The organism is Bradyrhizobium sp. SBR1B (assembly GCF_014198205.1).
In the GTDB taxonomy this organism is placed as follows: domain Bacteria; phylum Pseudomonadota; class Alphaproteobacteria; order Rhizobiales; family Xanthobacteraceae; genus Bradyrhizobium.
In genome coordinates this window covers 33,533-50,214 of the sequence record NZ_JACIHC010000027.1, presented here as the reverse complement: position 1 = coordinate 50,214, position 16,682 = coordinate 33,533, and the positions used below count along the sequence as shown (strand labels likewise).

At 59.3% G+C, this 16,682-nt stretch carries 17 protein-coding genes and 1 pseudogene; 9 read left to right on the top strand and 9 right to left on the bottom strand.

Features of this window, described 5'->3' with window-relative positions; genetic code table 11:
• The 3 genes from GGD61_RS37005 to GGD61_RS36995 all read right to left on the bottom strand — a co-directional run.
• Window positions 1-361, bottom strand: a 361-nt coding sequence (locus GGD61_RS37005) for a Na+/H+ antiporter NhaA (RefSeq protein WP_183232187.1), incomplete at its 3' end; no start/stop codon positions are given.
• Window positions 362-486: 125 nt separating this feature from the next.
• Entirely contained in the window at window positions 487-678 is a 192-nt protein-coding gene (locus tag GGD61_RS37000) for a hypothetical protein (protein ID WP_183232186.1), read from the bottom strand.
• Between the two features lie 727 nt (window positions 679-1,405).
• On the bottom strand, window positions 1,406-2,842 hold the full coding sequence (locus tag GGD61_RS36995; RefSeq protein WP_183232185.1) for a DUF1254 domain-containing protein: 1,437 nt from the start codon (window positions 2,840-2,842) through the stop codon (window positions 1,406-1,408).
• Window positions 2,843-2,978: 136 nt separating this feature from the next.
• On the opposite strand from GGD61_RS36995, the gene GGD61_RS41735 reads away from it, so the two are divergent.
• Entirely contained in the window at window positions 2,979-3,383 is a 405-nt protein-coding gene (locus GGD61_RS41735) for a hypothetical protein (protein ID WP_409362488.1), read from the top strand.
• A gap of 187 nt (window positions 3,384-3,570) precedes the next feature.
• Window positions 3,571-3,810, top strand: coding sequence for a tyrosine-type recombinase/integrase (locus tag GGD61_RS41730; protein WP_409362487.1), 240 nt, complete (start codon window positions 3,571-3,573; stop codon window positions 3,808-3,810).
• 81 nt (window positions 3,811-3,891) lie between these two features.
• Here GGD61_RS41730 and GGD61_RS36985 read toward each other — a convergent pair whose 3' ends face one another.
• From GGD61_RS36985 to GGD61_RS36970, 4 genes are all read right to left on the bottom strand, one after another.
• Complete coding sequence (locus GGD61_RS36985) at window positions 3,892-4,506, bottom strand: glutathione S-transferase family protein (protein ID WP_183232184.1); 615 nt, start codon at window positions 4,504-4,506, stop codon at window positions 3,892-3,894.
• 523 nt (window positions 4,507-5,029) lie between these two features.
• Entirely contained in the window at window positions 5,030-5,977 is a 948-nt protein-coding gene (locus GGD61_RS36980; RefSeq protein ID WP_183232183.1) for an ABC transporter substrate-binding protein, read from the bottom strand.
• Between the two features lie 974 nt (window positions 5,978-6,951).
• A complete protein-coding gene (locus GGD61_RS36975; protein ID WP_183232182.1) occupies window positions 6,952-7,137 on the bottom strand; it encodes a hypothetical protein in 186 nt (61 codons plus the stop codon).
• Between the two features lie 796 nt (window positions 7,138-7,933).
• Window positions 7,934-8,167 carry a hypothetical protein gene (locus GGD61_RS36970; protein WP_246786141.1) on the bottom strand — a complete coding sequence of 78 codons (234 nt, stop codon included), beginning with the start codon at window positions 8,165-8,167 and terminating at the stop codon, window positions 7,934-7,936.
• 702 nt (window positions 8,168-8,869) lie between these two features.
• Between GGD61_RS36970 and GGD61_RS36965 the strand changes: the two genes are divergently transcribed.
• On the top strand, window positions 8,870-9,145 hold the full coding sequence (locus GGD61_RS36965; protein WP_183232181.1) for a hypothetical protein: 276 nt from the start codon (window positions 8,870-8,872) through the stop codon (window positions 9,143-9,145).
• Between the two features lie 1,634 nt (window positions 9,146-10,779).
• Here the strand turns inward: GGD61_RS36965 and GGD61_RS36960 are convergent.
• Window positions 10,780-11,019 (bottom strand): DUF1127 domain-containing protein, encoded by a 240-nt coding sequence (locus GGD61_RS36960; RefSeq protein ID WP_183232180.1) that lies wholly within the window; start codon window positions 11,017-11,019, stop codon window positions 10,780-10,782.
• Between the two features lie 140 nt (window positions 11,020-11,159).
• On the opposite strand from GGD61_RS36960, the gene GGD61_RS36955 reads away from it, so the two are divergent.
• Window positions 11,160-12,734 carry a winged helix-turn-helix domain-containing protein gene (locus GGD61_RS36955; protein WP_183232179.1) on the top strand — a complete coding sequence of 525 codons (1,575 nt, stop codon included), beginning with the start codon at window positions 11,160-11,162 and terminating at the stop codon, window positions 12,732-12,734.
• A gap of 168 nt (window positions 12,735-12,902) precedes the next feature.
• Here GGD61_RS36955 and GGD61_RS36950 read toward each other — a convergent pair.
• Window positions 12,903-13,496 (bottom strand): annotated as a pseudogene (locus tag GGD61_RS36950) (transposase); the annotation flags it as partial.
• Between the two features lie 416 nt (window positions 13,497-13,912).
• Between GGD61_RS36950 and GGD61_RS36945 the strand changes: the two are divergent.
• The 5 genes from GGD61_RS36945 to GGD61_RS36925 all read left to right on the top strand — a co-directional run bounded on the left by GGD61_RS36945 (window position 13,913) and on the right by GGD61_RS36925 (window position 16,680).
• Window positions 13,913-14,137 (top strand): hypothetical protein, encoded by a 225-nt coding sequence (locus tag GGD61_RS36945; RefSeq protein ID WP_183232177.1) that lies wholly within the window; start codon window positions 13,913-13,915, stop codon window positions 14,135-14,137.
• Between the two features lie 32 nt (window positions 14,138-14,169).
• The gene (locus GGD61_RS36940) at window positions 14,170-14,415 is read left to right on the top strand and encodes a hypothetical protein (RefSeq protein WP_183232176.1); all 246 of its coding nucleotides are present in this window, start codon (window positions 14,170-14,172) and stop codon (window positions 14,413-14,415) included.
• A gap of 101 nt (window positions 14,416-14,516) precedes the next feature.
• Window positions 14,517-14,876, top strand: coding sequence for a PRC-barrel domain-containing protein (locus GGD61_RS36935; RefSeq protein WP_129142811.1), 360 nt, complete (start codon window positions 14,517-14,519; stop codon window positions 14,874-14,876).
• A 219-nt stretch (window positions 14,877-15,095) separates the two neighbouring features.
• Window positions 15,096-16,187 (top strand): glycosyltransferase family 4 protein, encoded by a 1,092-nt coding sequence (locus tag GGD61_RS36930; protein WP_183232175.1) that lies wholly within the window; start codon window positions 15,096-15,098, stop codon window positions 16,185-16,187.
• 49 nt (window positions 16,188-16,236) lie between these two features.
• Window positions 16,237-16,680, top strand: coding sequence for a low affinity iron permease family protein (locus GGD61_RS36925; RefSeq protein ID WP_183232174.1), 444 nt, complete (start codon window positions 16,237-16,239; stop codon window positions 16,678-16,680).
• The last annotated feature ends 2 nt before the right edge of the window (window positions 16,681-16,682 follow it).

Sequence of the window (16,682 nt, the reverse complement as noted above, 5' to 3'; positions counted from 1 at the left end):
CCGCAGCAACTAGCGGCAGAACGGCCTGGTCGACGCGGCTCAATGCGCCTTCATGAACCTCCCGCCGAATCTCCATGCCTACAACAAGGAAAAAGGCAGTCATCAAAACGTCATTCACCCAGAAATGCAGTGACTGGGAGAAGACGTGCTCGCCAAGACCAATTGCGAACGGCAGATTCCAAAAGACGTGGTAGCTATGTGCTGCCGTCGAATTTGCCCAGAACAGTGCCGCAGCCGCTGCAACGAGAAGCGCTAAACCGCTTACCGCCTCGACATGCAGAAATCGATGAAGTGTGTTCGCAGCCTGTTCCGCCAGCCGCTGGGCTGTGGGCAAATCGCCAAATGTAGGCTTGTGATTCATGGGCGCAGGTCATCCGCGTGGCGGCCCGACCATCGCATTACCTGTCGCTGCCCAATTCAGCGAGCACCCATGCGTCCTTATACAAGTCGATGGTGGCAATTCAAGCCCGAAACAAGGGCTGCGTTCTATTTGGTGAGCCATGCATTCAGGATGGCGGCAAAGCCGACCGCGTAGAACACCAAAACGATTGGAGGAAAGAGTACGACAGCGGTATCAAAGCGTAAGAACCAAGGATGCTCTCCCGCCCTGTTCGGACGGCCGACAAACGAAAGGATGAGTGCGATCACGAGGAACGCAAAACCGCTCCACAAACTCATAGCGATTTCCTCCCTCTGGACAGGAGACAGGCGTCGCCCACCAAGCGCAAGCTAGCCAATCGTCGCATGCGCCCTGGGACCAAAACCGCTGGATAAGACCGTCATGGGTTAGCAATTTTTCGCCAGCAGATAGCTCGCAAGCGAGCGGCGATCGAAGCGGGCACGGCCTCGCATCCGGCCTGCGTCGGATAACCGACACCGGAATGCGCTCAACCCTATTCGGTTAAGGGCCAAATGCGGGTCATGGAGCTGAGAGAGTCAGATAAAGCCTTCGATGTATTCTCGTACCGCCTTTGTGTCGCCAGCCGCGGCAGACAGATACCGAATGCATGGATTTCATGAGGCAATGCGCTGCTTGGGCTCTTGACGATATCCGTCATCATCGAAGAGACCGCCTCGCGCATACGGCCAGCGCTCAGAAGTGCGAGCGCGGCTTTCTTGCTCCGTTTGAGATGTTCTTCTCGCGTTAACATTGAAGGCAGGTGGCGGGTGATACGAAAAACAAGCCTGTTCCTTACTGACTTGGCAGTCAATCTCGTGAGAGTGCCAAAAGCAACGGAGCCCGCTCCATGCTATCGCGCGATGTCCATTGAGGAGCGGTGAGCGGACCTCCGGCAGATGCGGCGCAACTTCGCAGTTGGGCCAGAAGCGGCCGTCCGTAGCGACTTCGCGCGCAGAGAACTCCGCCGGCAACTGTACTTCGTGCGCCGGCGGAGTTAGTTTTAACTCAGTTGACCTTGACGACGTGCGGCACTTTCCAGCTTCCATCAATGATGGAAGGGGTAGTCTCTTTTGGCCAGTACATCCGCAGCATTAGGACAAAATCACCTTTCGGTGCGGGCAGCCAGTTAGCTTCTTTCTCTGCGCCCGGCGACTCGTTTTGGAAGTATAGCGTCAGCGACCCGTCGGCATTGAACTTCGGATTGTCCCGCATGCTCACGGTAAACCTGTTGAGTGGATTTGGGACGAACCACCAGCCTTGGTCGTTCATATACATGGTGAACGACCAGAAACCGTTGACGGGGGGCGTTGCATCTTTTGGGAAGGTCAACGTGTACTTGTTCGCACCGCTCAGCTTCTGTCCAGCCGAGTCCTTTTCGGTGTTCGGATAGACAGCGTCACGCTCTTGATTGGCAGGCCAGCCAAATGCCGCCACCACCGCTCGCTTCATGTAATCGGCAGGGCCGTAGGTACCCAACCCTTTGGTAACCGACCAGCCGTTGACTATCCCACCAAGGTTTTCCTTGTTTGCCTCGATCTTCTTCAGAGCTGTCTGTGGAATGTCCTTCAATGCTTGCTGAACAACTGGGTCAAGCTTGCTCATCTCGAACGGCTTCCCAGGCTCGATACCAATTTTCGCCATGCTCGCGAGTATCGGTGCATCCGTCGCAGGCGCCGGAGCCGCGGATGCCATCAGTTTAGCCAATAAATTGAAGTATCCCTCCGTTCCCATGGCAAGAATGACCGACTGCGGTTTGTCGGTCATGCTGAAACCCGGACTCGGATTTACCGGCGGTGTCACAGGGGTATACGGCTTTCCCCAAGCGGAAAGGGGCGTAATCTTATATTGTGCCTGCAACGCGTTGACGGCCTTGTAGTCGGCCTCGCTGCCATCGGCATATGTGCGGCCGAGAATGACCATGTAGCGCGTAGCCACTGGAAAATGTTTCATATCCGCCGGCACCTCACCTTTCCAGCCCGGCGCGGTGAACAAGTAGTTGGCTGCCTTTCCGCTTGCAGTCCGCTTGCTTGGCGATGACTCTGAATCCGACATCCACAAATCGGTGAGCTCAAAGAGATAGAAACGGTCGCCCATGTCTGGGTGACTGAATACCTGCGGCTCCGCAAGATCGAGCCAAGCAACCGAGTAAAGCGTGTCAGCGTTGGGCGCGGAGACGCCGCGATAGTCCGCAGGCGGATAGCGCGGAACGTTGACGAATTGACCGATCGGGCTTGTGAACCCCTCGACCTTTGGCACGTTGCTCATCTGAACGCGGGTCACTTCAGTCGTGATCAGCGAATATCCATAGACATAGGCATCGGTGGCGATCTGCTGCGCTTCCGCGGGCGATATGGATTGTGCGCGCGATGGTACGGCGGCTGCCAAGCACGTCGATACGGCAACGCCAAGAACAAGCAAAACACGTCGATCGATCGCGATCATGGAGGCACCCTTTGTTGTGTTAGACAACCGTTTGAGGAATGGGGTCAGGTCAGCACGCCAAAGTAGAAGTTCCAAACAAGCATCCACGCAAAACCGCGCTATTGATACAGATCAACAGGTGCCCATCCGAGGGCATTTGGCGCTGTCAGCCAAGCTGAAGATCGGCTTTGGGTCAGACGCTGCCATCGCGCACCTTGCCGCGATTGGTCAGCTAAGGGTCAAAGGCGGCCCACTCTTCGCTCAAATTGGACCCAAGTACGTCTCCAATCGTCACGAAGCGGACGCGGGTTTGGAGGGCCTGCGGGCTGAAATTGACCAGCCTCACTACCTGAGGAGGTCAATCATGACCGATGTCCCAACCATCCCTGCCGTCTCGAAACATGCTCCTTGGAACAAGGGCAAGATCATCGGCGCAAAGCCGCCGCTCCGTCCCAAGCACGTTTGGTCAATCCGAACAAAGCTTCAGGTCGAAGGCCGAACGCGCGATTTGGCAATGTTCAACGTCGCTATCGATAGCAAGCTGCGCGGCTGCGACGTGTAGCCTTGAAAGTTGATGATGTTGCGCCGGGAGGATATTCGGCCGACCGCGCGACCGTCCGAAGAAGACCGGCCGGCCGGTAAAAATGTGAGCTGACGGAATCGACCCGGCAGGCAATAGACGATTAGTGCGTATCAGCGGCAAGAAGCCAGGAGAATACCTGTTCACAGGCCGGCGATTGGGTGGACATATGACGACCCGCCAGTACGCCCGCCTCCTATCCCGCTGGCTCGCCGACATCGGATTAGACCCGCATCTGTTCGGGACGCATTCCCTTCGACGGACCAAGGCGACCTTGATTTACCGCCGAACCGGCAACCTGCGAGCCGTGCAGCTTCTTTTGGGGCATACGAAGATCGAGAGCACCGTTCGATATCTCGTCATCGAGGTAGACGATGCCCTCGCGATAGCAGAACAAGTTGACGTCTGACTTCGGGGGCAGAGCAGACGTGTTCTGCGCTGCCCTCACAGACTGCTCCGGGCCAGATGCGGACGTTAGACGCCATCTGTTTTAGATGTTGATCTTCTCTTTCTCTAAGATGTGTTGCACAGCCGGTCGCTTCAACATGCGATCCTTGAGGGCTGTAAAATGCCTTAACTCTTGCATGGGGTAGCCTCTCCGCAATCCCCAAGGATAGAAAACGAGTAAGTAGGGATCGGCCACCGAGTATTGGTCCAAGAACCAATCGCGCCCCTCCAGTTTGCTGTCAATCTGCTGGAGATATCCGTCGAATGTCTCGCGGCCCCTCTCAGAAATCTGAGGGTGTACGGCGGGATCGGCCGCATAACGCTCCGGCCTCCACATATGCGCGACAGACGGATGAACATTTGTCGCCAAAAAGCCTATTAGCGACAATACTCTCGCCTCTGCGATCGGATCGCTCGGCCAAAGCCCAAACCGTTTGCCCAAGTACGGAAGTATCGCGGTGTTTTCGGCCAGCGGTTCGCCGTCATCAAGGATTAACGCAGGTACTCGACCCTGTGGGTTGATCTTCAAGTAAGCTTCGGAGCGCTGCTCGGCATCAGCGAAATTGACCCGTTGCGACTGATATTTTTCGCCGCCCTCTTGCAGCACGATGTGGGCCGCCATGGAGCAAGCGCCCGGAGAAAAATACAATGTCAGCATATAGCATCCTCCCATTATTGATCTTGCGGCATCAAATCACGATAGGTCAGCGTCGGACAGGTACCAAATTTCCGCATTGGGTCAAAATGCGAAGAACTCTGGTTGAGCAAACCTGGTCCGGTCCGCAGCAATGAGCGGACCTCCGGCAGACGAGGCGCGACTTCGCAGATGGGCCAATCGCGGCCATTCTTAGGGGCGCGGTGTCTTCTTGCGATCCCGCTTGTTTCCCGAATGCGTCAGTTGACGTAGAATGTCACGGCCCTTCAAGCGGGACGCGCCGAGATCACCGTCCGGGCAAACGAGCAATTGTGCTATCGGCAAGCACGCTTTCTTAGAGACCGTTTCGTTTTTCGGTTTCTCACTACCGTTCACCACGAACTTTGCCCGCTGCTTCTGCGGCGGCTTGTTCGGTATGTCGGGAGAAAAGCGATGACCAAGATCGATCGAAGAGCGTTAGCGGGTGGCGTCTGGTCTCACGTCGACTTCGGACGTTCCCCGTGCCGCTCGAAGCCGAATCGAGAACTCACTCGATCGTCCTGTCGGCACGAGAGAGTAGCATCGGCGGAATTTCGACACCCAGCATTTTGGCTGTCTTGAGATTGACGACCAGCTCAAGCTTGGTCGGCTGCTCAACGGGCACGTCAATCACTTTTGCGCCTCTCAATAGTCTTGCGACCTGACGCGCGCATTGGTCGAAGACCGCGCTGAGGCGGGGACCGTAGCCCATCAGTCCGCCTTCTTCCGCCTGCTCGGGCCACTGCAGAATGGCGGGCAGGCGGCGCAGGGCCAGCCGATCGCGGATCAGGTACTGGAATTTCGATGCCAAGATCGGCGATGCCAGCAGGTTGACGGCGTCGACCTCTTCGGCCTTCATGGCGTCAATCACACGGACGAGATCTTCCTCGGATTGTGCGGCAAACGGAACGATCTCGACGCCGAACCTCTTGGCGGCACTTTCGAGAGCGCTCAGGTTTGGTATCGGCAGGCGGTCGGCGAGAGCGGCTATTCGCCGGGCACCAGGCAGCGCTTCATGCAGCAGCTCCAATCGCTTGGCGTCGAGCTGGAACGCAAAGATGGAAACACCAGTGGTGTTGCCTTCGGGATGTGGCATCGAGGCGACAAGCTTGCTGCCAAGCAAATCGTCCGCGATCACCACGATTGGAATGCGCTGGGTTGCTTTCTGTGCTGCACGCCCCGCTTCGGCCCCGACCGCCATCAGGACATTTGGACTTGCCTCCGTCAGTTCAACGGCCACACTGGTGTAAGAGACGGCAGCCACGCGTTCGCCACGGCCGTCGATCTCAAGGTTGCTGCCTCTGACAAAGCCGGCTCTGCCCAGCTCATCGAAGAAGCTTGGCAGTAGCGGCCCCAATGTCGCAACGCGGTACCGCTGGCCAGCCCGCTGTGCGCGGGCTTCGAGCGGCAGTGCCGCAGCGCCAGCAATCAGCGTGATGAACTCGCGGCGCTTCATCGAGCCCCCGGAAGGATCTGACCAGGTTTCAGCCTAGCACGTTGGAGGCGAGGGTGATGTCGGCCTTAGGCCAAGCCAAAGGATTTATCGGGACCGACAATGCGATGCACGCGTGGGTAAGCCACTCGTCCGATCAGACGGGCAAGCAGTCGGTCCCCAATCGTCGGACTCGCCGATTGGATATCCGCCAGTCTTGCTGACAGAAACTCCCGAGTCCCAATGATGGGTTTCGTCGAAATGCTTCCAGGGTGGCTCTCTTGCTTCCTTTCGCCGTTCTGCCGGTTTGCCTGTGTGCGGACGACAAGCGCCACAGCCATCATTGCCCATTCGCGAGCACTATATCGGGAGTTCCATTTGATTGCTGCGAGCATTGGAGGCCTCCGTCGAGGTAAGAACCTTTCCTCATATTAGCGGCGCGCACGAACCAAGGGATGTAAGCTACTTCACAGGCAGTCAAGGTCTCGACATAGCCGAGGGCGATCACGGCGCGGCGAACGCGAGCAAATCGTCTGCTTGCCCTTTCCGTCAAGCCTCAAGGGCAGCGGTCGGCGGCCTTGGGCGGGGATTCATCGTAAGGGAGCCGCAGACGGCCCGAAAAGCCAGTCCACCTTCCATGGCAGAGGAGCAGATCGAAGCCGGCAACCCGTTGGCGCGCGGGCGAGCGTCGGTTTGCTCGGCCCGGCGCCTGCAAGTGTCCTTTCCATCGCAAGATGGAATGGGCCCGGAATAGAAGCAGCAATCCCTGCAACAATGGGCTCGCCTAACGATGTCGCTGCAATCGTGATTGTCATCAAAGATATGGCGACTACAAGCACATCGATCACAATGCGCTTCGAAAAGTGTTTCGTCATGAGTTCAGCCCTCACAACCGAGATGAAGTACTGCGCAGTTACAATCTTAGTTCATACGGAAAGGGGTATCCCGAGCCATCGCCGCTTGGTCGTTATTGCGACCTCGAGGAGATCGCGGCCGCTTCAATTCGGCGCGCCGTAATTGATTTCATGCTGCGTGTCTGTCCTGCCAACGCTATCCTGATCAGCACGAACATAATCGGCTTGCAGGCCTTCAGGACTTTGTCTGGCAATCAGAAGCTGTTTCCGCATTTCAGCGAGGCGGGCGCGGCAGTATTCGCGATAGAGCAGGTTGAATATGGCGGGCATGGGGGCCCCCATCGTTTGAGTATCGCTATGAGATATTCCGAGTTTCTAAGCCCCAGCGATGCTGCCCGATGTGAGCCCATCCACAAGCTGCGTCAAACTTCAAAGGATGATCAGCTAACTTGCTTGTCGGTGCAAAAACGGAACAGGGCTAATTACCTAAAATCTAGCATAGCAGCCTTCTGTTTCAGCAAAACTTCGTCAAACAACTCAAGATCGCTGCTGCGCGAATAAAAATCCAACCACAGCGCGAAATGAATTAGCACTGGATGCAAGCACCGTTGGCTGCAACGCCGCCTATTAGCCACCGTACCGAAGCAAGAATGGATCAACCGAGGCAGCTAGTCGGTCTGCCACTTGCATGTTCGGCGTGGACTGCGTTTCGGTAGGCAGCGAACCGAGAGAATTGACGGCCATCCCGGTACCAGCGGCAAGAACAGCTATTACAATCGCGGAGAGATATTTGATCCTCATGGCGATGATCCTCCCATCGCTGACGACAAGACAATTGTTCGATGAAAATTGGTTCCGTTGCGGGCTGGTCCGTGGTTGCGAACGATGGAAAAATTTCGGCCGGGATTGAGGCGTTCCCGGGCCAAACCGCCGCGCGCGTCCATCAGAACATCCCGATCGAGGCGAAAAGCGCAACCTCGATTAGGACAGTGAGGCTCATAACGCCGACAGTGAGAATTGCTTCGCCCGGTGGTAGAGGCGTCATAGCGTGCCTCGCATATTGCGAAGCCCCGAAGCCCAATAGCCAACCTGCCGAAGTCGGGAATGTTTCAGTTCCAAGCGCGCGTTAGGCAAAGATGCCTAACGCATTTCGAGTTCCTTGATCGCCAAGGCCGCAATTTGTGCCGGGGCGAGGACCTCCGTTTGCGCGATCTTGATGATCTTGCTCGCGACCATTTCCGAGCGGGTCGTCGCGATCCTGGACACAAAGCGTATGGAGCGCCTGCTCGTAAGCTGCCGTGATGCGGCTGACCATTTCCGGCTTTAAATCGACGGTTTGTAATCGCAGGTAGGTAGACATTTCTTGCCTCCTAAGCCCACGCGGGCGAACATGATAGCACGGGAGCCCGATTGCCGATCGGAGAACTTTGGACGTTCGGAGCAGCGGTATTAGTGCGAAGCCGGGATCAAGGTGGCATGTCGCTCGTTACTACGGTGGCGGCAGGATATCCGTGCACGGCAAGGAGGCGGTGCACGTCAAGGCCAACGGTGGCAGCCATGACAGATACCCCTTCGACCGCGCCCGTGGAGCATCGTCGGGCGATCTGCAACGAAATTGGTGAGCGACTTCGCGGCACCCTCACGGACGATCTCACCCCGCTACCATCGCGGCTGGAAGGCATGGTGGGGCGCCCGACCGAATTGGACGGCGACGTACCCTCGGCCGCGCCGGATCGACAGGACGATGCGTCATCCCGGCCACTCTGGAAATTTGTGTCGGCGCTTTGGCGGGTCCTCCGAAGCGCACCTTGAGACGCGGTTACCTGGGCAACTACGGGCACCACGAAGATCGCCTAGCAAACGCGCGCGGGGCGCGGCCAGCGTGTCGCGCCTGCGGCGGCGACGATCCATTTAAGAAACACCCTCTGGCCTATCGGTGGACTTCGGGCCGAAAATGGCCCTCCGAGCTTGGAACGAGGGCCTACGTTTCGAAGTCTAAGGTCAGGCGTTGTGTCGCGTGCCGCGGGCTGCAACGGCCGCACCCGCATCGGAGAGAACGGGCATGACTGCAACCGAAAACCTAATTGCCGCAATAGGACCGTGGTTAGACGAGGCAAAGCTCCACATGGATCAGGAGCGCGTCGATGCCTATGTTGCTTGTCTCCAAGCCGATGGTGCGGACGTGCAAATCGTGATCCGCCTTAGGGAAGGGACGATTAGCCTAGACGGTACGCACGATGACCAGCGTCTGGACTTCTACCGTCAAGCGGTCCGGCCGCCCGAGGCTCTCAATTGGATCTTCGGTGCCCATCGCTCGAAGGATGAACAGCTCCGATAAACCTCTCTTTCTGCTTCTTGCGGGTCCTTTGGATGGCCGCCCATTTGCAGGGACGCGCGACCGCCCGCTTTCCGCTCGGCGCCGATTGGGTGAGGGTATCAAGGCTCTCCGACCTGTCGCTCGATGAGGCGGACTTCCAACGGCCTCGGCTGTAAACGGCCACTGGTGAGGTTTTCGGCCGCCGGCTACTTGGCCGAGGCCGCTTGCGTAAAATCGCAGTGAACCAGATTTGCGGGGCGAGGCTTGCCATAGGAAGTGTGCTCATGAGCCCACGTCGGAATCGTGCGCGTGAGGTCCGCTGTGCCGCTGATAGCGCAAAACCGGAGTCGGGGGGCTTTTGGCTTGGGGACTGGCCGAGAGCTTGGATTCGACTTGGAAGCGGGAAAGTCGTTCCGCTTATCGACTAAATAAAACGGCCCCGGCGTCCTTCGCTGGGGCCGCTGCATTTCCGGATGCCATTCCGACGGCTTGCAGCTCCTGGGTCACTCCGAGGGGCGCGCCGGTTCGCACTGGCGCCCCGCTGTTATCCCTCGGAGGCGCTTGCGCAGGAACGTTTGGCCCGGCTCGGCGTCGAATGGCGACAAAACCCGCGGTTCGCCCATGGACAGAGCGGTTGCTTATGCGATTTCGACGATCATCGTCCTCTTCGGCGTCTGGATCATTGCTGCCGGTCTGTCGTCCAGCTCACCTGTCCTATGGATCGTCGTTGGGCTCGTCCCCAACGTCATCGGGCTTGTAAGCGCCTTAGGTCCCACGTGATGGGTTTGTCCCGCTTACTGAAGCGGAACGGCACTAATGCCCGTCGAGTTGTCCTCGGAGAGGCAGCCGTGGACCTGACGGAAATCGAACGCGCGTTTCTGCAGCAGTTAACTTCCGAATCGTGGATCAGCACTCCCCTGTTCGATCACGAGCTCGTCGCGCGCCTGGTAGAGGCAGGCCTGGTTGAGGCAATCCCCCAAGCGCAACGAAGTGGTCGAGTAGGCCGACATGTCTCGTAGTGGCCCGTCGGCGAAGTGGCAAGCGAGCCTGAGGACGTCCGATTACCCGAGTAGACCGGAAGTGATCGGCGGCGTGCCAGAGCGACGCTTGGCGCGCCTTCAGCGAGAGCAACCACATTGCCTGGTGCCACGATCAAGCTTGGGTTCAGGCTTACGAGTTCTTTTGCAACCTCAGCAAGCTTGTCGTGATTTCCTTCGGCCCATCGGGCCGCTTTCGTAACGTTTCTGCCGAACACATATCCCCGGTCCAAGACTTCTGTCGAACGCCTCAATATCAGAGCCTGGCGAATTCATTGACAGCATACCGATGACAGGCATCGCCGCCTGTTGTGCCCGCGCTGTCAGCGGCAACGTTGCCGCTGCACTAAGAAGCGCGATGAAGTGGCGCCGCCGCATGAAACCCTCCGTAGGAAACGCTTCATCGTCGTACGAAGCCTAACACACTCTAAAACGGTACGGCGATGAGCAGAGGAGCCCAAAATGCCGCGACCCAAGTCTGCTTGGGGTCAAAACGCGAAGAACTCAGATTGAGTAAATCTAGTCCGCTCTGACCGGATGAGCGGACCTCCGTCAGACGCGGCGTAACTTCGCAGAAGGGCCAGAGGCGGACCTCCGGTCGCACCCTGATCCGCTATTTTAGTGCGAGCTCACACCGCCTCTCGGATCACCGGATCGGTGGGCCGAAACATAGTCGACCTCTCCTCGGGTGATTCCGATATCGCGCAGTTCAGCGTCACCGAGGTCCAATAGCCGGGATCGCAGCTTCTCGCGCTCGCACCAATCGGTCAGCGCGGACCAGCAGCGCTTCAATAGGCTCAAGCCAGACCGGGTTGGACGGTATCGGTTCGACCTGACCAGAAGAGAGATTGTGGACATGGCATTGCTCCAGACGCTGTTTCGGTCTGAGCAGCCTACGGGACCCGCCAAAGCTCGCTTAACGTGCGGCTTACATTTCGCTCATCTTTGGCTTACTTTTGCCTCCAGATTTCCTGGCATGGGCCCGGAGGATTTGGCAGGTGCGCTTCCTCTTTGATGAGTACGCCTTGGACGTTGATCGGCGCGAGCTGCATCGCGGTCAAGAAGTGGTTCCTGTTCCGCCGCAAGTATTTGATCTGATCGAATATCTAATCCGCAACAACGAACGGGTCGTTACGAAGGACGATTTGATAAGCGCCATCTGGAATGGCCGTATCATCTCGGATGCTGCGCTTACCACCCGCCTTAATGCGGCGCGCAACGCAATCGGCGACACAGGGGAAAAGCAGCGACTGATCAAGACATTGCCTCGCAAAGGCTTCCGCTTCGTTGGTGCGGTGCAGGAAGTCTCGAGACGCACTGTTGACCCGCTTGGTTCGGGGGCGCAGCGCAGCGATGCGATGCCAAGCCCGTCTACAGCGCCGCGTCTGTCCATGGTGGTGCTGCCTTTCGCAAACATCGGCGGCGGTCTAGAGCAGGATTACTTTGTCGATGGCGTGACCGAGAGCCTCACCACCGACTTGTCACGCATCAGCGGCTCGTTCGTGATCGCGCGTAATACTGCGTTCACATTCAAGAACAAACCTGTTGACGTGAGAAAGATCGGTCGCGAACTGAATGTCCGTTATGTGCTCGAAGGTTCGGTGCAGCGCAGCGGCAACCGGCTTCGTGTGGCTGTGCAATTGATCGATGCCGAAACCGGCCAACATCTGTGGGCCGAGCGCTTCGACAAGCCGGTGGCCGATCTGTTCGATATGCAGGACGAGATTGTGTCGAGGCTCGCCAACGCGCTAGATGCCGAACTCGTCCTAGCTGAAGCGAAGCGGGCAGAACGCGCCCTTAATCCGAATGCCCTGGAATTGTACTTCCAGGGCATGGTCTGGATTTATAAGGGGCCGACCCGCGAAAACCTGACGACGGCGCGAGCTTTTTTCGAAAGAGCTTTGAACGTTGATCCAAACAGTGTCGAGGCGCTACTTGGCAAGGGACGTGTCGAAGCCGCTTTCGGCTCTACTTTTGTTGACGAAGACCGATGGGTGCATTGTGCCGCTGCCGAACCTCTACTGACGAGGGTGCTGTCACTCGCGCCCAACAACGCGCTGGCTCATGCATTTCTGGGAGTTGTACAGATGCAGACCAAACGAGTGGAGAGCGGAATTGCTGAGTGTGAACGAGCTCTTACTCTGGACCGAAACTTGGCCAACGCATGGGGAATGATCGCGTACGGCAAGCAACTGCTTGGCTACGCCGAGCAAAGCGTACTGAGCGTTCAAGAGGCGGAGCGGCTCTCACCACGCGATATTTTCGCGTTCCGGTGGTGGAACACCGCAGGCGTATCAAAGATGCTACTTGGAGAGGACGCGGCTGCGGTTCGTTGGCTTCGCCGTTGCGTCGAAGAAAACCGAAACTACTCCATCGCCCATATCCATCTTGCCGCTGCCTTGGCACTTTCTGGCGAGCTGGACGAGGGGCGGGCAGCAGGGCGTGCGGGGATTGCTCTGGATCCCAACTTTAGCATCCGACGATATCGCTTAGGCGCCGCAAGCGACAATCCGATGTACTTGGCGGGCCGGGAACGCATATGCCTAGGATTGCAAATCGCTGGGCTGCCGTAGGGGTGAAGTCGGCTCTGGGTCTTGGTTGTGTGCAAACGGATAGGTCGGCACGCGGCCGTGGTCGCCAATCACTGCAGGCGGCCGAGGTTCTCGCGTCGGATCGTCTAATGACCGGCCAAAGTAGGTATCGCGACGCGGTATTGCGCTTTTGGACGCACTTTCCGGCCTTCAGGCGGCGCGGATGGCTGCAATCAGGCTCGGTTTGCCGACGATGTTCATCACCCGTGTGAGATTATAGGCGAGAACATGCAGCGCCATCTCGGCGGCGACATTCCGTAGGCGCTTCATCAGGAAGTGGGGAAGCCGTCTCTGGATCTCCTCGACCACATGCTCATGCTCCCAGCGCGTGATCCGGCGCTCCTTGGACGGCGTACATTGGCTCTTGATCGCGCAGCCTTGGCATGCCGCCTTCGACCAGTAACGGCGCAGTGTCATTCCATGCTCGATGTTGGTGAAGCGATACGGCAACAGCTGGCCGGATGGGCAGCGGTAGACATCCTCATCGGGCAGGTAGGCGAAGTCCTGTTTGCCGAACCGGCCCTCCGCCTTGGCGTTCGACGTCATGGGCTTTGGCAAGGTGACTGCAACGCCAGCCTCTTCGCAGGCCAATATCTCCTCTCCGTCGAAGTAGCCACGATCGGCGACCGCATCGAGTTTGTCGACTTCGAGCACTTCTTTGGCTTGCTTCGACATCCGAGCAAGCTGCCCCCGGTCGTTGCCTACGTTTATGACCTCGTGCGTAACAATCAGATGGTGTTCAGTAGACGCATCGTCGAGACGCAGCGGACGAATCGTGCGCCGGGCGATGGCCCGTCCATGCGATGGCAGTCCTGCGCGCGCTGCGGGGAACGGCTGCAGCACCGCCTCGTTGGCCGGAAATGGGGGCGCAAGTTGAGGAGCCGACACGATGCTGGAAACGAACGATCTACTGGTCAAATGTCCGAGGTGCGGCGCGTGGCCGATGGCGGTCAGCTCCGGGAAGGATACGTTCTCGCAGCGCGAGATCGCCTTCAAATGTCCCAGGTGCGGCACCGAGGAAGCCGGGCGGCTCCGGCGTGCTCCCCTGTCGCCGGTCTCGGCGCCTGGCGGTCTCGATGCCGCCTGAGCAGTTCGGTCGCCGGGAACGCGCCTCTTTCCCGCGGCTTGATCCGGTGGACAAGCGCATAATGGAGGAGACCATGAAGCCAATCCTAGCCGTCCTGTGCCTGCTGGCGCTGGCGTCGGTTTCGCCGGCGGAAGCGAAGGGCTGCATCAAGGGAGCCATCGTCGGTGGCGTCGCGGGCCACATGGCCGGTCATGGCAAGCTTGGGGCGGCGGCGGGATGCGTGATCGGCCGTCACGAGGCCAACAAGCAGAAGAACCCGAACGACTCGAATGCCCGGGCACCGTCGGGGCAGAGGTAGCGGCCGCGGGTCTTTGCTCAGGGACGCCTCGGATGAAGATCCGGTCCCATTCGGAGAGCCACATCGTCGAGCTCGAGGACGGCTCGCGCTGGCAGATCTTTCCGGGCGATCTCGACCTGACCCTCGATTGGAAGCTCGAGACCGAATTAACGGTCGTCGAAGCCGCGGACGAGGTCGCCACCCATGAGCTGATCGGGGGCGGCGGGAAGGTGCGCGTGAGGCCCGTCGGTGACAGCTGGCCCATGAGGGATGTCAAGGACGCGCTGAAGGACGGCTGACCGCGCCGGCGCAGCGTCACGGTCGTCCCGGCTGCCGCTTCAGGAACGGTTGCGACGTGACCTCCGTTGACTCCGAAGACAGCAACATCCAGGAGGCCAACATGGCCATGGAAGATCGCGAGACCTCCAGTCTCATCGGAAGCGACAAGGTCGAAGGCACGAACGTGTACGGGCCCGACGGGCAGAAGGTCGGCTACATCGAGCGCGTCATGATTGACAAGGTCGGCGGCAAGGTGTCCTACGCGGTGCTCAGCTTCGGCGGCCTGCTCGGCATCGGCGACGATCACTATCCGCTGCCTTGGCAGACGCTGAAATACGACACCAATCTTGGCGGATACGTCACCGGCGTCACGCAGGATCAGCTCACGGGCGCTCCCAAATACGGCGACGAGAGCAGTTGGAGCTGGGACGCCCAAACGAGGCGCTCGGTCGACGACTACTATGGGGTGCCGGTCGCCTAGCGAGGCGGTCCTCGCAGGCGCGCGCAGGAACGAAGCCGCAGCGTCACCGTTGGTCGGGATCGATTTGCGAGGCCCTATGAGAACGGTTTTCGCGCGTCGCCGGCGAGCGCACGGACATGCCGAATTATCGGCCGGAGCGGTTCTGATCGCGATTGTCGCCGGCCTTCTGCTGGTATGCGCGACGTCGCGCAGTGCCGCGGAGAGCTGAGGCGGAGGCCGATGCGGATCGCCCAGATCGCTCCGTTGGCTGAAAGCGTTCCTCCGAAGCTTTATGGCGGCACGGAAAGGGTCGTGGCCTGGCTGGTCGACGAGCTGGTCGAGCTCGGTCATGAGGTGACCCTGTTCGCGAGTGGCGATTCCAGGACACGCGGAGAACTGCATGCTGTCTGGCCGCGCGCGCTGCGTCTGGGTCGCCCGCGGATCGACCCGAACACGGCCTGCACGCTCTTGATCGAAGCGGTCTCGCGTCGCGCTCGCGAGTTCGACGTTGTTCACGCCCATGTCGACTGGCTGCATCTGCCCGCGCTCAGCAGGTGCGGGATCCCGTTCCTCACTACCTTGCATGGGCGCCTCGACCTGCCTGGCATCGGCGAGGTGGTTCGGCAGTTTCCTGAGGCGTGCTTCGTCTCCATTTCCGACAAACAGCGCGCTCCGCTCGAGGACGCGAACTGGTGCGGCACGGTGCATCACGGCTTGCCGGCCCGCCTGTTTCGGCCGTCCTACGCTCCCGGGTCCTACCTCGCCTTTCTCGGGCGGCTCACGCCGGACAAGGGGCCCGAGGACGCCATCCGGATCGCCCGGGCGGCCGGCATGCCGCTGCGGATCGCTGCGAAGGTGCCTCGCGGCGAAACCGGCTACTTCAAGAAGCGGATTCAGCCGGAGATCGACGGGGCTCGGGTCGAACTCGTGGGCGAGGTGGACGAGCGCGGCAAGCAGCCGTTTCTGTCGGCCGCTGCGGCCCTGCTGTTTCCGATCAAGTGGCCCGAGCCGTTCGGCCTGGTGATGATCGAGGCGATGGCATGCGGGACGCCCGTGATCGCCTATCGGGCCGGATCCGTGCCGGAGGTCATCGACGAAGGAGTGACGGGGGTCATTGTCCAGAACGAAGCAGAGGCGGTCCGTGCGGTGAAGGAGCTAACTCGGATCGACCGGCGCAGGGTCCGGGCGCGGTTCGAAGAGCGCTTCACCTCGGACCGGATGGCACGGACCTATGAGACCCATTATCGGCGGCTTCTCGCCGCCGCCAGGCCTGCCCAAATCTCGGTCGCTTCCGAACACCTCGGCACGCCCGCGTCTCCGCTCGTCCCGTGAGCGGTGCTGTTCACGGGCGCGTTTGATTGTAGACCAAAGGGAGGATTACATGCGACGTCAACAAAGCGGCCGCCGCCCGCGCCGGTTGTTCGCGTCGATCGCAAACGGGGCCTCGCAAGCGGCCGGCCGCGCATCGACCTTTGTCCTGGCCTGCGCGGTGGTTGTCATCTGGGCCATTACCGGACCTCTCTTCCACTTCTCTGACACGTGGCAGCTCGTCATCAATACAGGCACGACCATCGTGACCTTTCTGATGGTCTTTCTGATACAGAACTCGCAGAACCGGGACAGCGCTGCGATCCAGGTCAAGCTGGATGAGCTCATCCGAACCGGCAGTGTCCAGAATTCCTTCGTCGGCATCGAACATCTTTCCGCGGACGAGTTGGAGGAACTGCGCGCCCGCTGCGAGGAGCGCGCCAAGGCCGTCGCGGCTGAGAGAGGAGGGGCAGGCAGGCGCCGCCCACGAAGATCCCAGAACGACGCCGAAGGCTGATG